Raw genomic sequence first — 24,574 nt, forward strand, 5'->3', positions numbered from 1 at the left:
AGGCTATACGCGATAAACCACCGCCCCGCCCGTCATGCCTGCACCCGCCGCGGTCAGAAGCAGGGTTTCGCCGCTCGCAAAGGGCCGTTCGGCATTGGTGATGGACAGCGACAGCGGAATGGTTGCGGCGGAAGAATTGCCGAAGCTTTCTATGGTGCGGACCGTCTTTTCCCGCGCCATACCGAGATTACCGCAAACGGCGTCGAACATGCGGGCATTGGCCTGATGCGGCACGAAACGGCTGATATCGGCTGCGGTCAGTTCCGCCTCATGCAGCACGCGCTGAGAGGTGTTTGTCATCAGCGCCACGGCGCGAGAGAAAACCTCCCGGCCATCGCGCATCGTCATCAGGGCATCTTCTGCAATCATACCGGCAGAAAAAGGCTGGCTGCTGCCGCCTGCCGCGATCTGGATGAGATCGTAACCGCTGCCATCGGCAACGAGATCGGCCGATAACACCCCCCGTTTCACCTCCGGGCACGGGGTCAGCACCACGGCACCGGCGGCATCGGCAAACAGGACGGCGCTCGCCCTTTCCGCCGGATTGATGCGGCGGCTGAGAATATTGGCGGCGACGACGAGGACGGCGCGGCCGTGGGTGCGGACAAAACCATCCGCGAGGGTGAGCGCATAAAGAAACCCGGAACAGGCCCCGGCAAGATCGATCGCACCCGAGCGCGTCAAACTGAGCCTGTGTGCCAGCAGCGGCGCGGAAGGCGGCAGAAGATGATCCGGCGTAGAGGTGGCAAGCAGCGTCAGCGCGATGTCATCGGCATTGATCTTCGCATCCTCCAGCGCCATCCGGCCAGCCTTTTCGGCAAGGCCGCTCAACGTGTCGCCCGCCTCCGCCCAATAACGGGAGCGAATGCCGGTCCGTCGCTCGATCCACCCAGCTTCCAGCCCCAGACTGGCCTCTATTTCGGCATTGTCGATGCAACGGGCCGGAACGGCATGACCAAAACCGGCCATGCGGGAAGAGCGTGTCTGCATTGTCAGGACTTTCGCAATGGTCTGAACATCGCCATTTTCATTTGCCGACGGCGTAAGATTTTGCCGATGCGACATCGGTCACGATCCCGGCAACCTCATCGATAACGTCGAAGGCGCGCGTCAGATCACCAGCCGTCGAACAATAGGGCGGCATCAGATAAAGCACGTTGCCAAGCGGGCGGATGAGAAAGCCGCGCTCGCGGAACAGCTGGCGCATGCGTGGACCGGCCTCGGAAAGATAGCCACCCGCCGGCACCACGAGATCGAGCGCGGCAATGGTGCCCGCCTGCCGGATGTTGGCGAAACGGCCATCATCAGCGAAGCGCCTTATATGATCGCCCAGCGTCTGCTGTATTTGCCCGATGCGCTGGAGAACCGGTTCATCCCGCCAGACCTGAAGATTGGCGACGGCGGCGGCGCAGGCAATCGGATTGGCCGTGTAGGAACTCGAATGGAAAAAGGTCTTGCGGCGGTCGGTCGAAAAATGAGCATCGAAAATCTGCGCGCTGCACAGCGTCGCCGCCAGCGGCAGCGAACCACCGGTCAGCCCCTTGGAGGTGCAGAGAATATCCGGTGAGATTGCCGCCTGTTCGCAGGCGAAGACGGTCCCGGTCCTGCCCCAGCCGGTCATCACCTCATCGGCGATGACGAGGCAGCCATGGCGTTCTGCAATCTGTTTCAGTCCGGCTAGAACATTAGCAGCGTAGACCTTCATGCCACCGGCACCGAGCACCAGTGGCTCGATCAGCAATGCGGCGACACGGCCGGAACGGCAGTAAGCCTCGAACATATCCAATGTTCGCTGCTCGCTACCCGCCTCCGGAAAAGCCAGCCGGTCGACGCCGAAAAGTAGCGGTTCATAGGCAGCGTTGAACACACCGCGCTCGCCGGTCGACATGGTGCCAATGGTATCGCCGTGATAACCATGCTCCATCACCACGATGCGATCGCGCTTTTCACCGCAATTGTGGAAATAACCGAGCGCCATTTTGAGCGCCACTTCCACCGCCGTTGAACCGCTATCGGAATAGAACACATGGCTTAGTCCACTAGGAGCAAGCTCGATCAGCCCCCGGGCGAACGTCTCAGCCGGTTCATGGGAAAATTCGGCAAAGATGACCTGATCCAGGGTCTCGGTCGCGGCGCGGATGGCCGCCATGATCGCCGGATGCCGGTGCCCATGGGTAATGACCCACCAGGATGAAATCGCGTCGAACAGCCGATTGCCATCCTCATCCACCAGAAACGCCCCGTCCGCTGAGACCACACGTTTCATCGGCGGTTCCAGCCCATGCTGGGTGAAGGGATGCCAGACCGGGGAAGGGCTCATGCCGGCACCTCCAGAAAATCAGCGAGATTGAAGTGTTGGGCGAAGGCCTGATGTAATGCCTCGGGCGTCAATTCCGGCAGGCGCGGCAAACGGCCGAGCCGGCGCACCGCGCCGATATCGGTTATGACGCGCTCGTTTTCCCTGTCTTCATCGCCGATGAAAACCACGCCCTGCACCGGAATGGCGCGATGCCGCAGCGCCTCGAGCGACAGCAGCGTGTGGTTGATGGTGCCAAGTGCGGTTCTGGCGCACAGGATGAGCGGAATTTGCCAGAGGGCAAAGATATCGGCGAAGAGCAGCCTGTCCGTCAACGGCACCAGAAGCCCGCCAGCCCCTTCGATGACAAGCGGCCCGTCCGGTCGCGGCGGAAGCAGACGCGCGGGATCGATTGAAACATTGTCGAGACGCGCCGAAAGATGCGGCGAGGCGGGCGTCTTCAACCGATAGGCTTCCGGCAGGATGCGCGCGTGCGACGCGCCGGCGAGCCTTGCCACCGTCTCGCTGTCGGTTTCTTCCTCCAGCCCTGACTGCACCGGCTTCCAGTAATGGGCCTCAAGAGCATGGGTAAGCGCTGCCGCAAAAACCGTCTTGCCGATGCCGGTATCCGTGCCAGAAATCACGAAACGCAGGCTCATGCCGCTTCCTCCCGCATCGAAACGGCAAGCAAGCCGACCATGGCGGCAATCTGGCTTTCATCCACGTTGAGCGTGATGGCGATGCGTAGCCGCGCCGTACCTTCCGGCACCGTCGGCGGGCGGATCGCCCGCACGTCAAAACCGCCTTGCTGCAGCCGTGCAGCAATCTTCAGTGAGCGGACATTGTCGCCGATCATCACCGGCAGGATCTGCGAACCGCTGGGTGTCACACCCAGTTGGCGGTGCAATTCTTCGCCGGTAAAACCTACCAACTCGGCCAGTCGCGACCGCCTTGAGGGTTCGTCCGCGACGATGCGCAAGGCCTCCCGCACCGCCGTCGCCATCAGCGGCGAAGGCGCGGTGGAATAGATGAAACCGCGGGCGCGGTTGACGAGATAATCGGCAAGAACCGCAGGCAGGCTCAGAAGCGCGCCGGAGGCACCGAGCGCCTTGCCGCAAGTGTGGAGCGCCACCACATTGCCCCGGCCTTCCAGTTGCGCGGCAAGACCACGCCCACCGGGGCCGAAGACGCCGGTGGCATGTGCTTCATCGACAACCAGAAAACCGCCATGCCGTTCGGCAATATCGGCCAGGGCCGAAAGCGGCGCACAATCGCCATCCATGGAATAAAGGCTCTCGACCGCGATCCACGGCCGGCCGCTACCACCCGCCTGCCGCCAGCGGATTATCTCCCGCTGGAAAGCCTCCACCTCATTATGCGGCACGGCCACCGCCTTCGCCTTGCCCGCCGCAATGCCATCATGCACGCTGGCATGGATCAGGGCATCATGGAGAACAATATCGTCCCGCAAAGGCAGGGTGGAAAAAAGCGCGACATTGGCGGCAAAACCGCTGCCGAAATAGATGGCTTTTTCGGCCCCGAAAAACGCCGCCGCTTCCGATTCCAGCGCCTCATGTTCGGGGTGATTGCCGCGCAGCAGCCGTGAACCGCCGGCGCCCACCGGCACGCCTTTGCCAATGGCGTGAGCAATCGCCGCCTTCAGGCGCGGCGCTTCGGCAAGCCCGAGATAGTCGTTGGAGGTGAAATCGATCCCCTCCCGGGGCGCAAGCGCACGCAGGCGCGATTTGCGGCTAAGGCCGGCAAGCTTCGCCTCATAAGGAGAGAGCGCCGCGATATTCACCGGCAGCCTCCCGCCTCGGAAGATTGCAGCTCCATCGGCTTCAGGCCGAGCCGCCGGAAGAGCGCCGTATCGTGATCCTCCCCCGGATTATCTGCCGTCAGCAGCGTTTCGCCGATGAAGATGGAATTGGCGCCGGCGAGGAAACACAGCGCCTGCGTCTCATCACTCATTTCCGTGCGCCCGGCCGAAAGCCGCACATGCGAACGCGGCATCAGGATGCGCGCGAGCGCAATGGTGCGCACAAAATCGATCGGGTCGACGGGATCGGCATTGGCCAGTTTCGAGCCCGGGATCGGGATCAGCATGTTGATCGGCACGCTTTCCGGCGGAACCGGCAGGTTGGCGAGCGTCACCAGCATCGAAATCCGGTCTTCGACCGTTTCCCCCATGCCGAGAATACCACCGGCGCAGACCTTGATGCCGGCATCACGGACATTGGCGAGCGTCTCCAGCCGGTCCTCGAAGGTGCGGGTGGTGATGATCTCGGAATAAAACCGCTCTGATGTGTCGACGTTGTGATTGTAATAGTCCAGGCCGGCATCGGCCAGCCGTTCGGATTGTTCCGGCGTCAGCATGCCGAGCGTCATGCAGGTTTCCATGCCGAGCGCTTTCACGCCCTCGACCATAGCCACCACAGCCTCCATGTCGCGCTCCTTGGGATTACGCCAGGCCGCACCCATGCAATAACGCGTCGCCCCGCCGTCCTTCGCCTTGCGTGCCTCGGCCAGCACCCGCTCCACTTCCATGAGCTTGGAAGCTTTGAGACCGGTCGGATTGCGGGCGGACTGGCTGCAATAGCTGCAATCTTCAGGGCAGCCGCCCGTCTTGATCGACAAGAGCCGGCTCATCTGGATCGCGTTCGCATCGAAATGACAGCGATGCACCTGCTGCGCACGAAACAGCAGGTCGTTAAACGGTAAATTATAGATAATTTTTGCCTCCTCAAGGGAGAAATTTGTTTCAACTACCGGAATCAGGGCTGGTTTTCTGTCAATCTGCGTCGCAAGCTGGTCCATATGTCGACCTCTTTCCAAAAATAAATAGATAGAACTTATTTTTATCTATTTTTTTCGAACGTCATTTTGCAAGCACTTTTTTCGAAAGCGTTTTCCGGCACCGAATACAGATGGGATCAAGCGGGGGTTAGACACGCGCGTTTTGGCGTAGAAATTCATTGAGTACGCATATGCTCACGAAAAGATCGGACCCGCCCATGGCGCGAAAAGATCGCAATTGCTAAGGGTGGGCATGATAACATTTCGTGCCTCCAACAGCCGCGACACGGCCCGTATCCTCGACATATGGAGCATGGCCGTCGATGCGACCCATGGCTTCCTCCTTCCGGCGGATCGCGCCGCGATCGGTGAGGAAGTCAGAGCTTTCCTGCCGCAGGTGCCGCTGATGCTCGCCGTCGATGCTGCAGATCATGCCCTCGGCTTCATGTTTCTGCATGAAGGGCATATGGAGGCGCTTTTCATCGATCCGGACCACCACGGCAAAGGCATCGGCAAGGCACTGGTAGAAAGCGCGCTTGCGCTTCATCCCGCGCTGACCACCGATGTCAACGAGCAGAATGGCGAAGCGCTGGGCTTTTATCGCCGGCTAGGCTTCGAGCCGACGGGGCGCTCCGACCTCGACGGACAGGGGCGCCCCTATCCGCTCGTCCATCTTCGATTTCGCGCAACGCAAAAATAGACCGCCGGCATCGTCGGGGAGGACAAGGCCACGAACACCATCATCCGTTTCGCAACCGATGATTTTCTGCCCGAGCACCGCTTCGACCAATGGCGGGAGGTGCGCGGCAAAAGCCTGTTCGGCGTGACCATCGAGCTGGCACGGAATCTCCGCCACAGCTTCAAGGGTTCGTTTCAGGCGCGGGCGCTCACCGGTGCTGTCGCAACAGAAATGCGCGCCTCCTCCTATCGGGTCAACCGCACCGAAGCCGATATTGCCCGCATCGCCGGCGACAGCCTCTGCATCGGCTTGCAGGTGAAGGGCTCTGGATTTCTGCATGCCGGCCGGGACCGGGTTCACAACGTCAGCGGCGGCGATATCACCATCAACTATTCGGACCTGCCCTATGACGCGATACCGGGCGGCGAGGCTGCTTTTCACTACAGGATGCTAAAAATCCCGGTGGACTACGAGGTCATGCTCGGCCAGCCGACCGACGACCTGTTTGCCACACGGTATGCAGAGAATACCGCCGTTTCCCGCCCCTTCCGGGCGCTTTTCGATGCGCTCAACGCCGATCACGCCAGGCTTATCGACCCTGCCCGTGACGTGGCCCACATTGCCCGGCTGGCCATGGCGGTCCGGGGCCGGCTTTCGCCCGCCATGCCGGAGGTCCGCGCAGCACTCAGGACCGGGCTCTGTTATGCGGCTCAGGAAATCATGATGCGGAAAAAAGCCCGTCAGGAGCTTTCGCCTGCTACGGTGGCAAGAGAACTCGGCATTTCGCTGCGGCAATTGCATGTCGTCTTCGAAGGCGCGGAACTATCGTTTTCCCGCACGCTTTCCGCCATGCGGATCGAGGAAGCAAAACGATTGCTGCTGGCGTTTCCCGCCTTGCCGGTCACGCAGATCGCCTATGGCTGCGGCTTCGACAGCCTCGCCACTTTCTACCGGGTATTCACCGCCACCTATGGCATGACACCCGGCGAAGCCCGCATCACGGATATGCCGCCGGCTTAAAATTTCAGCTCTGCGCGCAATGAGAAGACGCGCCATTTCAGCTCCTGTAAGGCCCGTAGATCACCTCATCCCGGAGGGGGCCATGACCAGTTTTTTCGACTTTGCGATTTCCCAATTGCCGGCCGCCACCGCCGATCGCCGGGGACCGGCACCGGACGACATCGACGCGATGCTCCGGAGAGATTCCTTCGCTGCGGCGCTGCGCCTGCTGGCGGGAAGTTTCATCGCGCTTTACGAGGGCTCACCCGAGATGACGACGCTTTTCGCGACACGCCAGAGCCGGCTTCTTTGCCACGCGCTCCTCGCGCTCTATTTTCAGAAATCCACCGCCGAAGAGGGTGAAATCGCCCTGACGCGCGAAGATTTTGGCCATCTGGCACTCCGGCACGGCCTTGCCAGCGATCGTGTCGCTTATGTCTTCTTCAAGGAAGCCCTGAAACGCGGGTTGACACGGCCGGTAGATGCCACCGAAGATCAAGCCACAGGCGTCGTTCCTTCACCGCCGGCTCTCGCCATGCTGGCGCAATGGTACGATGTGCATTTTCAGGCGCTGGACCTGCTCGACGAAGGTTTTCGGGCATCCCGCTTCATTCAGCGCTCGGAAACCACGCTTCCCCACATTCACCCCCATGTGTCGCGGGCATTTCTCTCCCATCCGGAAGTGCGTTGTCCGGGCCCGCTTTCCATTATCTTCAACTGGTTCGATGCGGGCGGGCTGCTGATGGACCGCCTGATCGCGGGGATCGACCGGGAGCTCCCGGCCGAACAGGGCAGGCGTTTCACTGATGTGCAGACCGTAACACAGCTAGCGACCTCGCTCTCCCTGTCACGTAGCCATGTCGGCCGCAAACTTGCGGCAGCCGAACTGATCGGCGGCATCGGTTGGAGCGGACGGCGCGGCCGTTCCGCGCTGTGGATTTCGCAGGGTTTTTACGAGGAATATGCCCGCACGCAGGCCCGCAAGCTGCTCATTCTCGATGAAGCCCTGATCGGTTTTGTATGAAGCTGCAGAGGCGATCAGCCTCAAAACAAGGTTTTCATCGATGGTTATGAAGTATATCCATTGACAAATCACGGGACAACGGCTTTTCTAAAGCACATGCGTGAAACGTTGCGAGCCTCGAAATTGCTGGCCCTTCTGTTTAGACTGGTGATGATCCTATCACTGGCAGGCTACAGCGTTTCCACCGTCAACGCCGCAATGCATGGTCCCGACACCGTGGGAATGCAGCACGATCAGTCCGCCATGATGGATCACGGCAAGATGATGGATCATGGCGGTTTGGTCATGACATCAGACAATCATGATAACCACAACATGGCCGACAATGACAGCGGCGTCAAAAAGCCCGCAAAGCCGCAATGCTGCGGCGATTTCTGTCTCGGCATGGCGGTTCTGATCGACCACGACAGCATTGGCACGCCCGTCATCAGCAGCATCCGTTCCTTCCCCGACGACAGCAAGGCACCGGGCCAGAGCCCGCTGCTGCACCGTCCGCCCAATATCTGAACAGGCAAAGCCCGCCTTTGGGCAATGACCGTGCGTGAGCGGCTTTAGCGCCGTCGCGCCGCTGCATCTCCTGTTCGGAAAACACCCATGAACCCGATCCATATTGTGGTCGCGGCGCCCCTGCTTCTGGGCGGCTGCACAGCCACACCCGTGATGAATAATGCCGCCTCCTATGACGACGCGGCAAACCCAACGCTTGGCGTCGTCCCTTCCCGCTACCAGACCCCGGTCTCGGGTTACACGGCCCGCATGCCGGTCGATCCAAAACCCTGGCGCGATCAGAACAATGCGCAGGCTCCGAAAGGAGACCCGTCATGATGACACGACCATTCACACTCGGATCAAAACTCGCAGCAGTCCTATCGCTGCCGCTTTTTCTCAGCGGCTGTGTATCTGCTGCACAATATGCAGGCCGGGACGCCGGTTTTACGACTGTCTCGGCGAAGACATCCGAGGCGACCGGAAAGCAGACCGCCTGGGTGCAGAACCGGGCTGAAGCCCGGGCGACAGAAGCCCGCGTCAAATCGCTGATGGCGGCCAGCAAGACCCTTGATGTCGAGACGGCAGTACAGGTGGCGCTTCTGAACAACAAGGGCCTGCAGGCCGCCTATGCCGACCTGGGTGAATCGGCTGCCACGGCATGGCAATCGACGATGTTGATCAATCCGGCAGTCGGCCTGGGACTGACGGGTATCGGCACGCCGGGCCTCAGGGCCTACAAGACGATCGAAGGTGTCCTCACCAGCAATATTCTGGCACTCGCCACGCTCAAAAAAAATGTCGAAATTGCCGATACGGGCTTTCGCAAGGCGCAGCTGGGCGCGGCACTGAAAACGCTGCAACTGGCTGCGGATACCCGTCGCGCATGGATTTCCGCCGTGGCGGCTTCGGAAAACGTCGGCCAGTTGGCCCAGGCGCAGACCGCTGCGGCCGCCGCTTCGGAACTTGCCACCAAACTCGGTGAGTCAGGCGCGATGAACAAGGAAGGCCAAGCCCGTGAGCAGGTGTTTTACGCCGAACTCACCGGCCAGATCGCCAAGGCGCGGCTGGAGGCCCGTCTTGCCAGGGAGGAACTCACACGGCTGATGGGGCTGTGGGGATCAGATATCGAATACAGCATCCCCACCCGTCTGCCGTCACTTCCCAAGGTGCTGGCCCAGCGTGACACGATCGAGGCCGAGGCCTTGCAACGTCGGGTGGATTTGCAGATGGCCAAGCTCGATCTTGAAGCAACTGCCCGGTCGTTCAAGCTGACCGAGGCGACCCGCTATGTCACCGATCTCACACTGCGCTCCGGTTTCGAGACCGAGCGCGAACGGGATGAAGACCGCATAAAGAAAAGGACGACCGGGCGCGCCGAACTGGAGTTCGTCATTCCAATCTTCGATTCCGGTCAGGCCCGCATGCGGGAATCCGAACTTGCTTATATGCGCGCCGCAAATCTGCTGGCGGAAAAGGCGGTCAATGTCCGTTCGCAAGCCCGCTCGGCCTATCAGGCATACCGCTCGACCTACGATATCGCCCTGCACTACCGCAACAGCGTCGTGCCGTTGCGCAACCGGATCGAGGAGGAATCGATGCGGACCTATAACGGCATGCTCACCAACACTTTCGAGCTGCTGGCCGACAGCCGCGAAAAAGTCAATTCCAACCTGCTCGCCATTGATGCCAAACGCGACTTCTGGCTTGCCGAAGCCGGACTCGCTCCCGCCATTTACGGCGGCGGTGCGGGTGCGGCTGGCGGAGAGACCGAGGTTGCCGCCGCATCCGGCGGCGGCGGTGGCGGACATTGAGAAAGGAAAAGACCATGTTCAATAGAAGACAACTTCTGGGCGTCAGCGCCGCAATGGTCTCCTCGGCGGCCTGGGCGAAAACTTCCAACAGCAGCCTGCCGGAAGCGGCATTGATGGAAACGGCGGCAACACAGGCACCGGTGAAGCCAACCACAGGCCCCGACTACAATCCGGTCGTCACCATCAACGGCTGGACGCTTCCCTTCCGGATGAACAATGGCGTCAAGGAATTCCATCTTGTCGCCGAGCCGGTGGAGCGCGAAATGGCCGAGGGCATGACCGCCCGCCTGTGGGGCTATAACGGCCAGTCACCCGGCCCGACCATCGAGGCCGTCGAGGGCGACCGGGTGCGCATTTTCGTGACCAACAAGCTGCCGGAACATACGACGATCCACTGGCACGGCATGATTCTGCCGTCGGGCATGGATGGTGTGGGCGGTCTGTCGCAGCCGCATATCCCCGTTGGCAAGACTTTCGTCTACGAGTTCGACCTCGTGAAATCAGGCACCTTCATGTACCACCCGCATTCTGACGAGATGGTGCAGATGGCGATGGGCATGATGGGCTTCTTCGTGATCCACCCGAAAGACCCGGCCTTCATGCCTGTGGACCGCGATTTCGTGTTCCTGCTCAACGCCTTCGATATCAATCCCGGCGCCTCCGTCCCCAAAATCATGACGATGACGGATTTCAATCTGTGGGCTTGGAACAGCCGGGTGTTCCCGGGCATCGATCCGCTGGTGGTTTCCAAGGACGACCGGGTGCGTGTCCGGGTCGGCAACCTGACGATGACCAACCATCCGATCCATATGCATGGTTACGATTTCGAGGTGACCTGCACGGATGGCGGCTGGGTGCGGCCGGAGGCGCGCTGGCCTGAGGTCAGCATCGATATCCCCGTAGGCGCCATGCGGGCCTATGAATTCGACGCCAAATATGTCGGCGACTGGGCGATCCATTGCCACAAGTCGCACCACACGATGAATGCCATGGGACATGACGTCCCGACCTTCATCGGCGTCGATAAAAAAACCGTCACCGAAAAGATCCGCAAGATCCGGCCGGACTATATGCCGATGGGCACCGCCGGCATGGCCGACATGGGCGCGATGGAAATGGAAATCCCTGAGAACACCGTCCCCATGATGACTGGATGGGGACCACATGGCCCGATTGAGATGGGCGGCATGTTCTCCGTGGTGAAGGTTCGCGAAGGCATCTCCGCGGGCGATTACACCGATCCCGGCTGGTACGAAAACCCACCCGGGACACAGGCCTGGGAATGGACCGGCGAATTGCCGGATACGCAAAAAAACTCCGACCCCAAAACGCAGATCACGCCGAAACCGATGAAACACGGCTGATCGTGCAGATCACACCCCCCACCAGAACCAAGGAAACCATAAAATGACCAGACTGAAACTTGCACTGCTTCTCACCGCTCTCGCCACGCCCGCTTTTGCAGGCGGCACCCACTCCGGCGGCGACAACGTAATGGCGATCGGCGAACCGGGCGACAAATCCAAGGTGACCCAGACCATTCAGGTAACGATGAAGGAAACGCCTGACGGCAAGATGATGTTCACCCCCGCCAAGTTCGAATTCAAGAAGGGCAAGACCGTGCGTTTTGCCGTGAAGAATGTCGGCGAACTGGACCATGAATTCATCCTCGACGAACAGAAGGCCAATCTGGAGCACAAGGCCGTCATGGCAAAGGCTCCCGAGATGGAACACGACAATCCGAACGCCATCAGCCTCGCGCCGGGCGAAAGCGGCGAAATCGTCTGGAAATTCACCAATGACGGCATGTTCGAATTCGCCTGCCTGAAACCCGGGCATTACGAAGCCGGCATGCGCGGCGATCTCAAAGTTTCAGCAAAGTAACCCACTTAACAAGGATCACGACCATGAAAACCATCGTTAACATCACCCTCGCCGCAGCACTTCTGCTCGCCGCTCCCTTCAGCGCCTTCGCCCAGGAATTTACCAAGGGTACGGTGAAAAAAGTGGATGTTGCCGCCAAGAAGGTCACCATTACCCATGAAGACCTGAAAAACCTCGATATGCCTGGTATGACCATGGTGTTCCGCGTGAAGGACGACGCCATCCTCGCCAAGCTCAAGGAAGGCGCGAATATCGAATTCATCGCCGAACGTGCCGATGGCAAGCTTGTCGTCGCCCAGGTGAAATAAGACCGCAAAAAGCCGTTCGGAAAAAAGGAAGGGCAGCGGTTACTCGTTGCCCTCCCACCGTTGGCGGCCAAAAACCAGGTAGCTGAGCGCGGCAAGCAGCCAGACGCCAATGCCCGCATAAACCATCACCAGCCCAAAACCATCTGCCAGCGCCCGATGAACAAGCCTCTCTGAAACCTCTTGAGGCAGGGCGCTTACCGTTCCGGCCGCAATCTTTTCCGCAAGCGATTGCAGGGCCTTCATTTCCGTGCCCACAGGCAGATTTGCCCGCAACGAAGCCCGGACGCCCTCCACCAGAATGAAGCCCATGATGGGGATGTTGATGGCAAGCGAGATCATGCGGGCGCTCATGTCGATGCCGGACGCCATGCCGGAGCGGGCGGGGGAAACCGCGCCCGTGGTGGTGTTGGTGACCGGCGTATTGGTCAGGCCGAGCCCGATGCCGGCAAGAATGCAGCCGGGCAGCATGGTGAGCCAGCTGGCATTTTCGATGCCGCTGCCGAATTTCATCAGCATGAAACCGAGGCCGATAGTGAACAACCCGGCCGGAATGACGAGGCGCGGCTGATAACGCAACGACAGGCGCTCTGCGAGCGGCGGCATAACCAGCGCCGGCAGCGTATAGGCAAGCAGGCCGAGGCCGGCGGTGACGCTGTCATAACCGAGACCGGCCTGTAACCAGATCGGCAGATAGATCATGAACGGCCAGAAGCTGATATTCATCGCCGCCGAACCGATGATCGCGCCGGAAAAAGGCCGGATGCGGAACACGGAGAAATCGAACATCGGCCTCTGCGTGCGCTTTTCAGCAATCACGAAGGCAACGAAGCTCGCGACCGAGATACCGAGGATAAGAAGCGCCATCGGGCTCGCAAAACCGAGCTCGGGCCCCTGCGTGATGAAAAAGGCAAGGCAAAAGACGGCGACCGAAAGTGTGACCATGCCGGCAAGATCAAGGCAGGCCGCCTCCGGATCGCGCGATTCTCCCACGCCGCCCGCGGCAAGCAGCCACGTCACGATGCCGAGCACCACATGAACGAGAAACACCCATTCCCAGCTCCACAGCGCGACAATGGCGCCGCCGATGATCGGGCCAAAACCCAGCCCCACGCCAGAGACGATGCCCCACCAGCCGAACGCCATGCCACGCTCCCGGGCCGTGCGGAACTGGTGCGACAGGATGGCGATCTGGCACACCAGCATCGCCCCGCCGCTCAATCCCTGAAGGAAGCGGGCGCCGATCAATACGGAAACACTCTGCGTCATTCCGCAGGCAAGGGAAGAAAGCGCGAAAGCGACAATGCTGGCAATAAAGACGCGTTTGCGTCCAAAGCGGTCGGCCAGCGCGCCGGTTGCCATCAGCACCATGGTCACGCCGATCGTATAGGCGTTCATGATCCACTGAAGCTGGCGGAAATCCGCCTGCAGCACCTCTTCGAGCGTGGGCAGGATTGCCGGAACACTGGAAATTTCCAGTCCGAACATCAGGGCGGAGAGACAAACGGCAGCAAGCGCCATAGCGCTTCTGCTGCCCGCTTGTTCGGTAACAGCAAGGGTCATTCTTCAGCCTTTCGTGGGTGGAGGCGCAACAGGCGCCATCCGCTCAATAAACCAAAGGCAAACTAGTCAAGGCTTGACCATAACGGAATTGGATGATTGATTATTTCAGAGACAACAAATTGGAATGACCGAGATGAGCACGCTGGATGTGGAAGCCGTCGAGGCCTTCGTCACTATCGCTGATCTGCAGAGCTTCACCCGCGCCGCCGAAACGCTGGGCACCACCCAGGGCGCCATCAGCGTCAAGCTCAAACGGCTGGAAGACAGGCTTGGTCAGCGGCTGCTCGAAAGAACACCGCGTTCGGTGCGCCTGTCCGCCCAGGGGGCGGTGTTTCTCGCACCCGCCCGCGAATTTCTCGCGGCTCACGATCGTGCACTGGCAGGCCTTTCCTCGCCGCGCCGCCGTTTCGGCCTCGGCATTGCCGCGCATGTGGCGGGGCCAGAGGTGCCGACGCTTCTCGCGAGGCTCAACGACCACGACCCCGGCCTTACGATTGAAGTCCGGATGGACCATTCCCGCTCCCTGCTCGATGCCTTTGACCGTGGGGAAATCGATGCGGCCATCATCAGGCGCGAGGACGACCGGCGCGACGGCGAGGTGCTCGGACCGGAGCATTTCGGCTGGTACGCAACTCCGCAATTCGAACATCGTCAGGGCGAACCTCTCAGGCTGGCGGCACTTTCACCCGCTTGTGGCGTGCGCAACATCGCCACCCATGCCCTGGATGCGGCGGCGATTGCCTGGACGGAGGTATTTCTCGGCGGCACATCATCGATGGTGACCGCAGCCGTCTCGGCCGGGCTTGCGATTTCCGCCTTTTCCTGCCGTCTTGCGCCACCCGGGACAGTCGAGGTCAGCCAGCGTTTTGGACTGCCGCCTCTGCCCTCCAGCGAAATCATCATGTTTTCGACCCTGACCGACAGCAGGTCCCGCGAAGCGTTGCGTACACTTGCCGCCGCCTTTCGCGAGCATAGGCCGGGACCAATTTCGCCTGATATCGGCTAAGCGGCGAGCGTGAATTCTTCCGGCTTCAACTTTCCGCTCCGCAGGAGATGTTGCAGGGCATAGGAAACTGAAAGTGCATCACCGAGCGCATCGTGGCCCTGCAAAGGCGGATGCTCCACGCCGTAATAGTCGGCCAGACTGTTGCTGGGCGTTTTCGCCAGGTCCTCGACCGGCATACCCGCAGCAAGCAGGAGCCTGACGGCATTGTCGAAGCGACAGGCGGGCATAGGCGGCTGGATACCCGCGACATAAGTGCTGATCGCCATCATATTCAACTCGTCCTTGCCCCATGACCAGCATTGGGCACCTTCGGAGAAGCTGTCGAAACTCGAGAGGGCATCCTGCAAAGGAACGCCTTCCGCCTCGATATTCTCCTCGGTGATCCCCGTCAGCCTGGTGAAGAACGGATCAATCGCATATCGCCTGCCATGACGGTCGACCGGAGAGATAAGGACCTTACAGGTCTCCAGAAGCGGAAATCCGCCCTCAAGCCCGAGCTTGACGGCACCGATCTGCGCGATGACGGGATCGGGATCATGGGCCGCACACCAGAATCTGCGCTGCGACCCCTCCAGGCAGAGGAACTCGCAGTCGAATATGATTGCCTTTTTCATCGATGGCTCTCCCGCCAAAAAACAGGTCAGCCGGAACCGGAAGTGGCGACCCATGTCAAATTCAATAGCAGTCCCACATCATCGAGTGTGGCGGGCTTCGTTTCAATCGCAAATTAAACGCTATCTGCTTGTCGACAATTCCCGGCAGAAAACTTAGCATCGGATGGAAATGACACAGCCGATGCCTCTGTCGGCCCATTCGCCGCAGTGGAGTATTCATGTCCCTTCCCCAGAAAATCGGTTTCATCGGAACGGGTGCCATCACCGATGCGATGGTGCGCGGCCTGCTTGCCAAGCCCGCCGCCGTACCGCATGTCATGGTGTCCCAGCGCAGTGCGGATATCTCGGCCAGACTTGCCGCCGATTTTCCGCAGGTGATCATCTCCGGTGACAATCAGATGATCGTTGATGGCTGCGATACCGTCATGCTGGCAATCCGTCCGCAGATCGCCGAAGAGGTCATCCGGCCTCTGCGGTTCCGGGACGGGCAGAAGGTCATCAGCGTCGTGGCCGCAACCAGCCGCGACGCGCTTCTGGACTGGATCGGTGCGGATGTACGTCTCGCCCAAGCGATCCCGCTGCCCTTCGTCGCCCGGCGTAAGGGCGTCACCGCGATTTATCCCGCCGATACCGATACCGCCGCGATCTTCAACGTGCTCGGCGATGCGGTAGAATGCGAAACAAAAGCGGAATACGACCTTCTGGCCGCCGCCAGTGCGCTGATGGCCACCTATTTCGGCATCCTGCAAACAACAACGGAGTGGCTGACGGAGAACGGCCTGCCGGAAGACAAGGCGCGGGCCTATGTCACGCCCCTCTTTGCCGGTCTCTCCGAAGTGGCCCTGCTGTCAGGCGGCAAGACTGATTTCACCGAGATGAGCCGCGAATTCGCCACCAAGGGCGGCCTCAACGAGCAGGTCATGCAGGACTTCGACAGAAATGGCGGTTCCAATGCGCTGAAAGAGGCATTGAGCCGGGTGATGGAGCGGATCGCGCAATAACCGGCGGGCTTTAAAAAAACGAGAACGAAAAAGGGGCCTTTCGGCCCCTTTCTGTTTATGCTTTTCCTGGACGATTGATCGTGAGGAAGTGGCGCACGACAGGCTTTTCCAGCCCGGAATGGTAAGCAAGCACCTTGCCCTGCAAATCCGCATCGGCATGGGAAACCCGCTTGTGCTGGCGCAGATGCTCAGCCCAGGATTCCACCATGAACCATTCCACGATCTTCTGCGGATCGGCGGAGTCTTCGGTGACACCCCAGCCATAGGCTCCATCGCGGCGGCGCTCCTGGGAGAGTTCGTCCAAGGCATGCAGGAAAGCCGAACGGTGATGCTTCTCGACAGTATATTCGATCAGGATCAGAACCGGGCCGCGATCATGGGCCACAGGCTCGGCAACGAGCGGTTCGGGCCAATGGTTGGACGGCACCATATCCGCATCACCCGCAGGCAGTTTCAGGCGATGCATGATGAGGCCGGCGATGAAGAGACCGGCTGCACCGATCAGCAGGGTGCCCGGCACACCCGCGGCTTCACCCACAGCACCCCAGCCAATGCTGCCCGCCGTCATCGCACCATTAAAGACGGTGAGATAAACCGCCAGACCACGACCCCGCACCCAGTTCGGCAAGATCGCCTGGGCTGCGCCATTGAGCGTCGTCAGTGCCGTGATCCAGGCGCCGCCGAGGAACAGCAGGATGATGATGGCAAGCCATTTCGGCGGTGCGAACGACAGCCCGGCCATGACGAGCGCGGTGACGATGGCGGCACCCAGAAGCAGGCCATCGGCATCAAAACGGGCACGCAGCTTCGGCATGACCAGCGCACCGGCGATCGCACCGGCCCCGACGGCGCCGAGCAGGATACCGTAGAAACTCGCATCTCCACCCAGCAATTGCCGGGCGACCAGAGGCAACAGCGCCCAGACGGCACTGGCGAAAGCAAAGAAGATCGCGGCCCGCAGCAGGACGACATGCAGTGGCCGGCTGGCGCGGGTGTAACGAAGGCCGGCCCGGAATGCACCGAAGAAATTCTCCTGAAGTGCATCATTGGCGTTCTTCGCCCGTGGCCACCACAGAAGAGCGGCGATGACAAAGAAATAGCTCGCGACATCGGCACCATAGGTAAAGGCAGCACCGAAGGCCGCAAGCAGGATGCCGCCGACAGCGGGGCCGATGGAACGGGCGATGTTGATGCCGAGCGAATTCAGCGCCACGGCGCTCTTGATGTCCTCGCGCTTCACCAGTTCCGGCACGATGGCCTGCCAGGTCGGCCCCATCAGTGCCGCACCGATGCCGCCAAGGAAGGTGAGGCCGATCAGGGCGCTGACGGACAACATGCCGGTATGGGCGAGAACCATGAGGGTGACGCTGACCGAGGCCAGCAGCAGCTGGACTGCGATCAGGAATTTGCGGCGGTCGAGAATATCGGTCAGCACGCCGGCCGGGATCGCCAGAAGAAAGATCGGCAGGGTTCCGGCCGCCTGAACCAACGCGACCGCCGCCGGCGAGGCCGAAAGATCGGTCATCAACCATGAACTGGCGACATCACGCATGAAGCTGCCGGTATTGCCGAGAACCGTCGCGGCCCAGAGGACGGCGAAAACCGGTTGCGCAAGAGGAGCAAAGCTGCTCGCCGAGGATTTTGCGGCACTCATTTGCCTGTTCCTTTCGTGAGATCGATTGCAGCGACGATAACAAAGGCGCCGGCCAGACCGAGATGTTCGAAGAAGGCATTGGTGGCCATCATGCGGTCCATGCCGGGTGCCATTTCCCAGAACCGGAGAGCGATGAAGGTCGCAAGAAGCGTGAAGCCCGAAAGCGCCAAAGCACCCGCCCAGCGCAGGACACCCGATACCACCATGGCGGAGGCGGTGAGTTCAAAAATAATGACAAAAACGGCAAATGCCGCCGCTGGCTGCAGGCCAAAATGGTTCATCTCGGCAATCGCGCCGGGAAAATCAAAGATCTTGGTGAGCGGCCCCTGAATATAGGCCGAACAAAGCGCCAGAAGTGCCGCGGTTCGTGTGACAGGCGCGGCGACGATTTCAGCAAGAAGCCCGCGAAGGCGAAGGGTCGAAGATGGATCAGTCATTTTAATGCTCCTGCGATCTGGCCGTCGATGTATGCGGCGCTGCGTTCATCTGATGGAGCGATATTGGCGCAAAGGATTGCCGCCAACAATTGCATCAATTGTTTCGATATAATTGCATAATCTGCAATATTCTTTTTGTTGCCGTCCGAGGTTTGCAGGCAACGGGCGGCGGCGTGCGTCGCCCGTTGCATTTCTCTTGTCGATCAGGCTCAGACTGCCCAGCAGGAGCAGCCCAATGCGCCGAAAAAGCCCTTCAGATCGGCAATCGGCAGTTTCGATGTCCAGGCACCGGCATGGTCGTGACCATGAACACCGCAATCACTGGCGCAACCGCAGGAGGTGATGGCGGCGCGTCTCAGCGAGTTCTTTCCGGCACCCTGCGGCTCGCCCCAGGCGGCATATCCGCCGAAGGTGCGGACCGGCGACCAGTCGGGCATGGCGGGCGGAATATTGCTCTCATCAAGCACCCTGAAGTCGCCGGCACCATAAACGATCTTGCCACCCACCATGGTCAGTTCCGAGGTGAGGAAGGATATTTCATCTTCCGCGCAGGAGAAATAATCCTTGTCCGGCACGACGAGATCGGCGAACTGCCCTTTCTCGATGCGGCCCTTCTTGCCTTCTTCGTTGGAGAACCAGGTGACCTTTTCCGTCCACATGCGCAGCGCCGTTTCACGGTCGAGGCAATTGGCGCGTGGATAAAGCTGCATGCCGCCAACGGTCTTGCCGGTTACCATCCAGAACAGCGACACCCACGGATTATAGGAGGCAACGCGCGTTGCATCCGTGCCCGCCGAGACGTTCACGCCCTTTTCCAGCATCCGCGCAATCGGCGGTGTGGCTTCCGCCACGCCCTGGCCATAACGTTCGACGAAATATTCGCCCTGATAGGCCATGCGATGCTGGGTCGCGATGCCACCACCAAGGGCGGCGATGCGATCGATCGAGCGATCGGAGATCGTTTCGGCATGGTCGAAGAACCAGTTCAGCCCTTCGAGCGGGATATCGCGGTTGACCTTTTCGAAAACGTCCAGCGCCCGGGAGATGGTCTCGTCATAGGTGGCGTGCAGGCGCCACGGCCAGCGATTTTCCGCCAGAATCCGGACGACATCTTCGAGTTCGCCTTCCATCTCCGGTGGCATATCCGGCCGCGGCTGACGGAAATCCTCGAAATCGGCGGCGGAAAACACCAGCATTTCGCCCGCACCATTATGCCGGAAATAATCGTTGCCCTGCTTGTATTTGACCGATGACGTCCAGTTGAGGAAGTCCTCCTTTTCCTGCTTCGGCTTCTGCGTGAAGAGGTTGTAGGCCAGCCTAACCGTCATCTGGTTCTCATCCGACAGCTTCTGGATCACCTCGTAATCGTCAGGATAATTCTGGAAACCGCCACCGGCGTCGATCACGCCGGTCACACCCAGCCGGTTCAGCTCACGCATGAAGTGGCGGGTGGAATTGACCTGATAGTCGAGCGGCAGTTTCGGCCCCTTGGCAAGCGTCGAATAGAGAATGCCGGCATTCGGCTTGGCGAGCAGCAGACCCGTGGGATTGCCGTGGGCATCGCGGGTAATCTCGCCGCCAGGCGGGTTCGGCGTATCCTTGGTATAGCCAACGGCGCGCAGGGCTGCACCGTTCAACAGCGCCCGGTCGTAGAGATGCAGAAGGAAGACCGGCGTATCCGGCGCCACCGCATTGATTTCCTCGATGGTCGGCAGACGCTTTTCAACGAATTGATGCTCGGTGAAACCACCAACGACGCGCACCCATTGCGGGGCCGGCGTGATTGCCACCTGACGCTTCAGCATGTCCATGGCATCGGCAAGCGAGCGAACGCCGTCCCAGCGCAGTTCCATGTTGAAGTTCAGACCGCCACGAATGACGTGGGTGTGGTTGTCGATCAGGCCGGGCAGCACGCGCTTGCCCTTGAGATCGATGATCTTCGTTTCCGGCCCGGCAAGGGCCATGACCTCGGCATCGCTTCCCACTTCAACAAACAGACCATCCTTGATGGCGACTGCCGTTGCATTCGGATTGCCGCGATCAAGTGTCGTGACGCGGCCATTGTGAAGGATGGTATCTGGATGCATGGACGAAGCTCCGCTCTTGATGGGATCAGCGGCCTTAGCCGGTGAAAACAGATTCGGAAAGGCGAGACTGGATGCCGCGCCGAGGAAAGTGCGTCGTGTCGGCATCAGCTTTTCTCCCGGTTGGTCGGCTGCTGCGTCTGCGCGAGAGCCGTTTCAGAACCACCCTTGGGCATATGGCCGAACATGTGCGGCTTGATCTGGTTGAACCACGAAACGGCGGCCGGTTCCCTGTCGATGATCGTCCTTGCGAAGGGGATGATCTGTTCTCCGACCAAGATGCCCAGCAGACCGACAAGCGCAATCACGGGCGGCGCGGGCGAGCGCACGTTAAGCAGGCTGTAGACGATGCCGACCAGCAGGCCGGCGCCAAGCGACAGAAGATAGACTTTCATGGAAACCTCCTTTGGATGGATAAAGCCGCGCCGGCCGGGATACTGGTCCCGCCGGCGTGGCATGGCTGAAAGCTTATCTCGCGGGGTTCGGGCCGATGCGCTTGCCGTGCTTGACGCGCTCTGCACCACCATGAACATGGGTGACGGCATAATCGATGCCCATGCCGTAGGCACCGGAATGTTCCTTCACCAGCGAGGTGACGGCGTCATAGGTTTCCTTGCGAGCCCAGTCGCGCTGCCATTCCAGCAGCACCTGCTGCCAGGTGACGGGAATGACACCCGCCTGCACCATGCGGTCCATGGCATATTTATGCGCATCGAGAGAAGTGCCGCCGGAGGCATCCGCCACCATGTAGATCTCGTAATCCGCGACATCATGCAGCGCCGAGAGTGCGAAGGTGGTGTTGCACACTTCCGTCCACAGACCGGAGACGACGATCTTCTTGCGGCCGGTGGCGGCATTTTTCGCCAGCGCATCGCGGACATTCTGGTCATCCCAGGAATTCATCGAGGTACGTTCGAGAATATCGTTTTCCGGGAAGACCGCGAGCAGCTCCGGGAAGGTGTTGCCGGAGAAGCTTTCCGTTTCGACCGTGGTGATGGTTGTCGGGATGTTGAAGATCTTTGCCGCCTTGGCGAGGCCGACGACATTGTTCTTCAGGGTCTGGCGGTCGATCGACTGCACACCGAAAGCCATCTGCGGCTGCTGGTCGATGAAGATCAACTGGCTGTTTGCGGGCGTGAGGACTTCAAGCTTCGACATGGTGGTTCTCCGTTCAGGTGGTGATTGCCGGTCTACGGCGGTGAAATTGACAAGGCTTCGCTGACCGGCTGTCCGTCAGGGGCAGCCGTCTTGAGAAGGCGGAATGGTATGGTCAGTCGATACGGATCAGCGATCCGCCTATGCGGCGAGCGACACCAGGTTCGCCTCGATCTGGTTGCGGAAAGGCTCGTAGCGGCTGGGCAGCTTCAGCGCTTCGCCCAGATGCGCGGTATCCTCGTCGCGGTCGAAACCGGGTTCATTGGTTGCGATCTCGAACAGGATTCCGCCCGGCGTCCGGAAATAGATTGCCCAGAAATAATCGCGATCGATGACGGGGGTGACCTGGTAACCAGTATCCATCAGGGCCTTGCGCACTTCCAGCTGCTTTTCGCGGTTTTCGACCGCAAAGGCGATATGGTGGACCGAACCTGCTCCCTGACGGGCAAAGGGCGTATTCGGCAGGGTCGCAAGATCGATCGTATCGGCCCCGTTGCCGCCGGGAATGACATAACGCGTTACGTTGCCCTCGGCATCGGCCCGCTCATATCCCATGAAGCGAAGAAGTTCTTCGGTGGCAGTCGTGTCATTCAGGTTGAAGCGTGCACCGGAGAAACCGCGTATGGCGTTTTCCTCGGAAATGCCCTCGGCCTGCCAGGCGGCGCGTCCATCATTTGCCGTTTCGATCAGGGCCAGGCCATCGCCATCGGGACCGGTGAAACGCAGGCGATTGGCGCCGAAGACCGTGTCGGCCTGAATGCCGGCGGCGCCCTTTGCAATCAGCCGGTCTTTCCAGAAGCCCATGGCACCCTTCGGGATGGAGAACTGCGTCTCGCCCACCTCACCCACGCCGGGGCGGCCCGCCATCATGTGGTCGAAAGGAAAATAGGTCATCACCGTGCCGGGCGTTCCCATTTCATCACCATAATAAAGGTGATAAACGCTGGGTTCGTCGAAGTTGACGGTCTTCTTCACCCGGCGCAGGCCGAGCGTATCGGTGAAAAAGCTGTTGTTCTGCCGCGCATCCGACGCCATCGAGGTAACGTGGTGCAGGCCCTTGATATCCTTGATCATCATCGGCGCCTTTCGTGGTCGCTGTGTTTGTTTCGATGGACAAAGATGTAACCCGCTTGATCACGTTGCGGAATTGCAATATTTCTCTCGAATGAATTGCGATTTTTGAAATAATGCGATGAACGATCACAAAGCTCTCAAAATCTTTCTGATGGCGGCCGAGAAGCGCAATTTCGCGCAGGTCGCCCGCGAACTCAGCATGACGGCCGCCGGCGTCACGCGCGCTATTGCCGCGCTCGAATGTGATCTCGGTGTGCAACTATTCGTCCGCACCACCCGGCAGGTATCGCTGACCACAGATGGCGCCGTCTTCGCCGCGCAGATACAGCCTGCGGTCGAGGCGCTGGAGAATGCCCGGCGCGATGTCCGCAACGCCCACAAGGCCGATGAGGGCCGGCTCAGGATCAGCGCGCCGACATGGCTCGGCAAGACGGTGCTGCCGCCGATCCTGTCGGGTTTCCGGGAATTGTATCCGAAAATGTGTTTCGAGATTTCCCTGTCGGACGGCCTGGTCAATATTGTCGATGACGACTACGATCTGGCGATCCGCATTTCGTCGGCCCCGTCAGACAAATTCACCATCTGGCGCAAGATCAGGGCTGTGCCGAGAATCCTGGTGGCGGCACCGGGCAGCCGGTTCACACAGATGAAACATCCAAGCGACCTCACCCCTGACGATTGCCTTGCCTATAGCGGTGAAAGCCGGCGGGAAAACTGGATCCTCTCGGATGGCGGATCGAGCATCACCATAACGGCCGGTCGCGCCTTCAGCGCCAATAATGGCGAGGTTCTGGCCGATATGGCAGCCGATGGCGCAGGTGTGGCCATGCTGCCGGGATTTCATATCGCCGAACATATCCGCAGCGGCCGGCTTGTCCATATTCTGCCGGGCTGGGCCCCACCGGAACTCTGGCTGACGCTCTATTATCCGCCCTATCAGACCCTGCCGCCGCGCATCGCCACCTTCTCGAAATTCTTCGAAGAACAGTTGACGGCCCATATGGTGGCGCTCGACTAGAGCCGGCACATTCCAGCATGACGACGCGCGGAAGGGCGGCGGTTATAAGAGCGATCTGACTGCAATAGCGGGAAGGCTCTTTCGACGCCCGTTTGCGGAATGTCGTCATCAGCGTATGGCTGAATTAGCCTATTCGTCGCATCTGCCCGACTGAAGCATTGTCATGGCCTAAAAACAGCTTCCGATTTTAAAAAAATCTAATACCAGCGTAGAGAATCAAGAAAAAAACGATTTTTCAACCCCGGCGGGCAAGCGTTACATAACTTCATCAGCCCCTACCAAGCATCGTTATTCAGTTTAGGGCGAGACCGACAACCAGAACCCGATACTCCTGCCATCCCGAAGTCATGCTACCTATACGATAGCGAACGCATCTGGTTTCTGGCAGTGAAAGATGGCCAAACCGACACTTGTCCGCTTTATTTTATACTTCACTAGAATCTAAAATATGCATCTACCAAGAATAGATGGCGCCACTCTAAATATTAACTCGGCTTTAAATGTTCGCCTGATATGACACGCACGTCGTGAGCTTCTTAAGCGGCAAGAAATTATTAGCGGCATTCGCACAAGCTAGCGTGGAAAATCCGGGTCCGATCTCCGGCTCGAATTGCATGAAGCGTTTCCAGCGCAGGTTCACATGAGCCATGTTCTCCACAATTTCGCTTTATTTGCGGATGCCGGG

At 59.9% G+C, this 24,574-nt stretch carries 26 protein-coding genes; 12 read left to right on the forward strand and 14 right to left on the reverse strand.

What is annotated here, in order from left to right; genetic code table 11:
• Positions 1–3 precede the first annotated feature (3 nt).
• From GSF67_RS18650 to bioB, 5 genes are read right to left on the reverse strand one after another with little or no spacing between them, the layout of a single operon-like run.
• The gene (locus tag GSF67_RS18650; RefSeq protein WP_035215782.1) at positions 4–990 is read right to left on the reverse strand and encodes a beta-ketoacyl-ACP synthase III; all 987 of its coding nucleotides are present in this window, start codon (positions 988–990) and stop codon (positions 4–6) included.
• Positions 991–1,027: 37 nt separating this feature from the next.
• On the reverse strand, positions 1,028–2,320 hold the full coding sequence (locus GSF67_RS18655) for an adenosylmethionine--8-amino-7-oxononanoate transaminase (protein ID WP_006313704.1): 1,293 nt from the start codon (positions 2,318–2,320) through the stop codon (positions 1,028–1,030).
• The gene (bioD, locus tag GSF67_RS18660; RefSeq protein ID WP_006313703.1) at positions 2,317–2,955 is read right to left on the reverse strand and encodes a dethiobiotin synthase; all 639 of its coding nucleotides are present in this window, start codon (positions 2,953–2,955) and stop codon (positions 2,317–2,319) included. The genes GSF67_RS18655 and bioD overlap by 4 nt, the downstream gene beginning before the upstream one ends.
• Entirely contained in the window at positions 2,952–4,097 is a 1,146-nt protein-coding gene (locus tag GSF67_RS18665; RefSeq protein WP_006313702.1) for an 8-amino-7-oxononanoate synthase, read from the reverse strand. Before GSF67_RS18665 ends, bioD begins: the two co-directional genes overlap by 4 nt.
• Positions 4,094–5,113: a biotin synthase BioB gene (gene bioB / locus GSF67_RS18670; protein ID WP_006313701.1), complete on the reverse strand. Its 1,020-nt coding sequence runs from the start codon at positions 5,111–5,113 to the stop codon at positions 4,094–4,096. The genes GSF67_RS18665 and bioB overlap by 4 nt, the downstream gene beginning before the upstream one ends.
• A 232-nt stretch (positions 5,114–5,345) precedes the next feature.
• Between bioB and GSF67_RS18675 the strand changes: the two genes are divergently transcribed.
• From GSF67_RS18675 to GSF67_RS18715, 9 genes are all read left to right on the forward strand, one after another.
• Positions 5,346–5,792, forward strand: a complete 447-nt coding sequence (locus GSF67_RS18675; RefSeq protein WP_006313700.1) for an acetyltransferase — start codon at positions 5,346–5,348, stop codon at positions 5,790–5,792.
• A gap of 99 nt (positions 5,793–5,891) precedes the next feature.
• Positions 5,892–6,791, forward strand: a complete 900-nt coding sequence (locus tag GSF67_RS18680) for an AraC family transcriptional regulator (RefSeq protein WP_006313699.1) — start codon at positions 5,892–5,894, stop codon at positions 6,789–6,791.
• Between the two features lie 82 nt (positions 6,792–6,873).
• Positions 6,874–7,794 carry a hypothetical protein gene (locus GSF67_RS18685; protein WP_006313698.1) on the forward strand — a complete coding sequence of 307 codons (921 nt, stop codon included), beginning with the start codon at positions 6,874–6,876 and terminating at the stop codon, positions 7,792–7,794.
• 96 nt (positions 7,795–7,890) lie between these two features.
• On the forward strand, positions 7,891–8,301 hold the full coding sequence (locus GSF67_RS18690; protein ID WP_006313697.1) for a hypothetical protein: 411 nt from the start codon (positions 7,891–7,893) through the stop codon (positions 8,299–8,301).
• An 87-nt stretch (positions 8,302–8,388) separates the two neighbouring features.
• Positions 8,389–8,619: a hypothetical protein gene (locus tag GSF67_RS18695; RefSeq protein WP_006313696.1), complete on the forward strand. Its 231-nt coding sequence runs from the start codon at positions 8,389–8,391 to the stop codon at positions 8,617–8,619.
• Positions 8,616–10,094: a TolC family protein gene (locus GSF67_RS18700; RefSeq protein WP_006313695.1), complete on the forward strand. Its 1,479-nt coding sequence runs from the start codon at positions 8,616–8,618 to the stop codon at positions 10,092–10,094. The genes GSF67_RS18695 and GSF67_RS18700 overlap by 4 nt, the downstream gene beginning before the upstream one ends.
• Before the next feature lie 14 nt (positions 10,095–10,108).
• Positions 10,109–11,458: a multicopper oxidase family protein gene (locus GSF67_RS18705; RefSeq protein WP_006313694.1), complete on the forward strand. Its 1,350-nt coding sequence runs from the start codon at positions 10,109–10,111 to the stop codon at positions 11,456–11,458.
• Positions 11,459–11,501: 43 nt separating this feature from the next.
• Positions 11,502–11,978 carry a plastocyanin/azurin family copper-binding protein gene (locus GSF67_RS18710; RefSeq protein WP_006313693.1) on the forward strand — a complete coding sequence of 159 codons (477 nt, stop codon included), beginning with the start codon at positions 11,502–11,504 and terminating at the stop codon, positions 11,976–11,978.
• Between the two features lie 23 nt (positions 11,979–12,001).
• Positions 12,002–12,286, forward strand: coding sequence for a copper-binding protein (locus GSF67_RS18715; RefSeq protein WP_006313692.1), 285 nt, complete (start codon positions 12,002–12,004; stop codon positions 12,284–12,286).
• Between the two features lie 39 nt (positions 12,287–12,325).
• Here the strand turns inward: GSF67_RS18715 and GSF67_RS18720 are convergent, their stop codons facing one another.
• Entirely contained in the window at positions 12,326–13,846 is a 1,521-nt protein-coding gene (locus GSF67_RS18720; protein ID WP_035215745.1) for an MFS transporter, read from the reverse strand.
• A 133-nt stretch (positions 13,847–13,979) separates the two neighbouring features.
• Here GSF67_RS18720 and GSF67_RS18725 point away from each other — a divergent pair, with 133 nt between their 5' ends.
• Positions 13,980–14,852, forward strand: a complete 873-nt coding sequence (locus GSF67_RS18725) for a LysR family transcriptional regulator (protein WP_035215780.1) — start codon at positions 13,980–13,982, stop codon at positions 14,850–14,852.
• Here GSF67_RS18725 and GSF67_RS18730 read toward each other — a convergent pair.
• Entirely contained in the window at positions 14,849–15,466 is a 618-nt protein-coding gene (locus GSF67_RS18730) for an exonuclease domain-containing protein (protein WP_006313689.1), read from the reverse strand. The genes GSF67_RS18725 and GSF67_RS18730 overlap by 4 nt on opposite strands.
• A gap of 218 nt (positions 15,467–15,684) precedes the next feature.
• Between GSF67_RS18730 and GSF67_RS18735 the strand changes: the two genes are divergently transcribed.
• Entirely contained in the window at positions 15,685–16,467 is a 783-nt protein-coding gene (locus GSF67_RS18735; protein WP_006313688.1) for a pyrroline-5-carboxylate reductase, read from the forward strand.
• Between the two features lie 55 nt (positions 16,468–16,522).
• Here the strand turns inward: GSF67_RS18735 and GSF67_RS18740 are convergent, their stop codons facing one another.
• The 7 genes from GSF67_RS18740 to GSF67_RS18770 all read right to left on the reverse strand — a co-directional run bounded on the left by GSF67_RS18740 (position 16,523) and on the right by GSF67_RS18770 (position 22,871).
• Positions 16,523–18,121 carry an MFS transporter gene (locus GSF67_RS18740; protein ID WP_006313687.1) on the reverse strand — a complete coding sequence of 533 codons (1,599 nt, stop codon included), beginning with the start codon at positions 18,119–18,121 and terminating at the stop codon, positions 16,523–16,525.
• Complete coding sequence (locus GSF67_RS18745) at positions 18,118–18,558, reverse strand: DoxX family protein (RefSeq protein ID WP_006313686.1); 441 nt, start codon at positions 18,556–18,558, stop codon at positions 18,118–18,120. The genes GSF67_RS18740 and GSF67_RS18745 overlap by 4 nt, the downstream gene beginning before the upstream one ends.
• Positions 18,555–18,749, reverse strand: a complete 195-nt coding sequence (locus GSF67_RS18750) for a hypothetical protein (protein ID WP_006313685.1) — start codon at positions 18,747–18,749, stop codon at positions 18,555–18,557. The genes GSF67_RS18745 and GSF67_RS18750 overlap by 4 nt, the downstream gene beginning before the upstream one ends.
• Before the next feature lie 18 nt (positions 18,750–18,767).
• Complete coding sequence (locus tag GSF67_RS18755; RefSeq protein ID WP_006313680.1) at positions 18,768–20,750, reverse strand: amidohydrolase; 1,983 nt, start codon at positions 20,748–20,750, stop codon at positions 18,768–18,770.
• Positions 20,750–21,037, reverse strand: a complete 288-nt coding sequence (locus tag GSF67_RS18760) for a XapX domain-containing protein (protein ID WP_035215742.1) — start codon at positions 21,035–21,037, stop codon at positions 20,750–20,752. The genes GSF67_RS18755 and GSF67_RS18760 overlap by 1 nt, the downstream gene beginning before the upstream one ends.
• A gap of 73 nt (positions 21,038–21,110) precedes the next feature.
• Positions 21,111–21,800, reverse strand: coding sequence for a hydrolase (locus GSF67_RS18765; protein ID WP_006313678.1), 690 nt, complete (start codon positions 21,798–21,800; stop codon positions 21,111–21,113).
• Positions 21,801–21,938: 138 nt separating this feature from the next.
• Positions 21,939–22,871, reverse strand: a complete 933-nt coding sequence (locus tag GSF67_RS18770; protein WP_035215778.1) for a VOC family protein — start codon at positions 22,869–22,871, stop codon at positions 21,939–21,941.
• Positions 22,872–22,989: 118 nt separating this feature from the next.
• On the opposite strand from GSF67_RS18770, the gene GSF67_RS18775 reads away from it, so the two are divergent.
• The gene (locus GSF67_RS18775) at positions 22,990–23,889 is read left to right on the forward strand and encodes a LysR family transcriptional regulator (protein WP_006313676.1); all 900 of its coding nucleotides are present in this window, start codon (positions 22,990–22,992) and stop codon (positions 23,887–23,889) included.
• Positions 23,890–24,574: the final 685 nt, after the last annotated feature.

The organism is Agrobacterium sp. CGMCC 11546, from assembly GCF_013365515.1.
Taxonomy (GTDB): domain Bacteria; phylum Pseudomonadota; class Alphaproteobacteria; order Rhizobiales; family Rhizobiaceae; genus Agrobacterium; species Agrobacterium fabrum.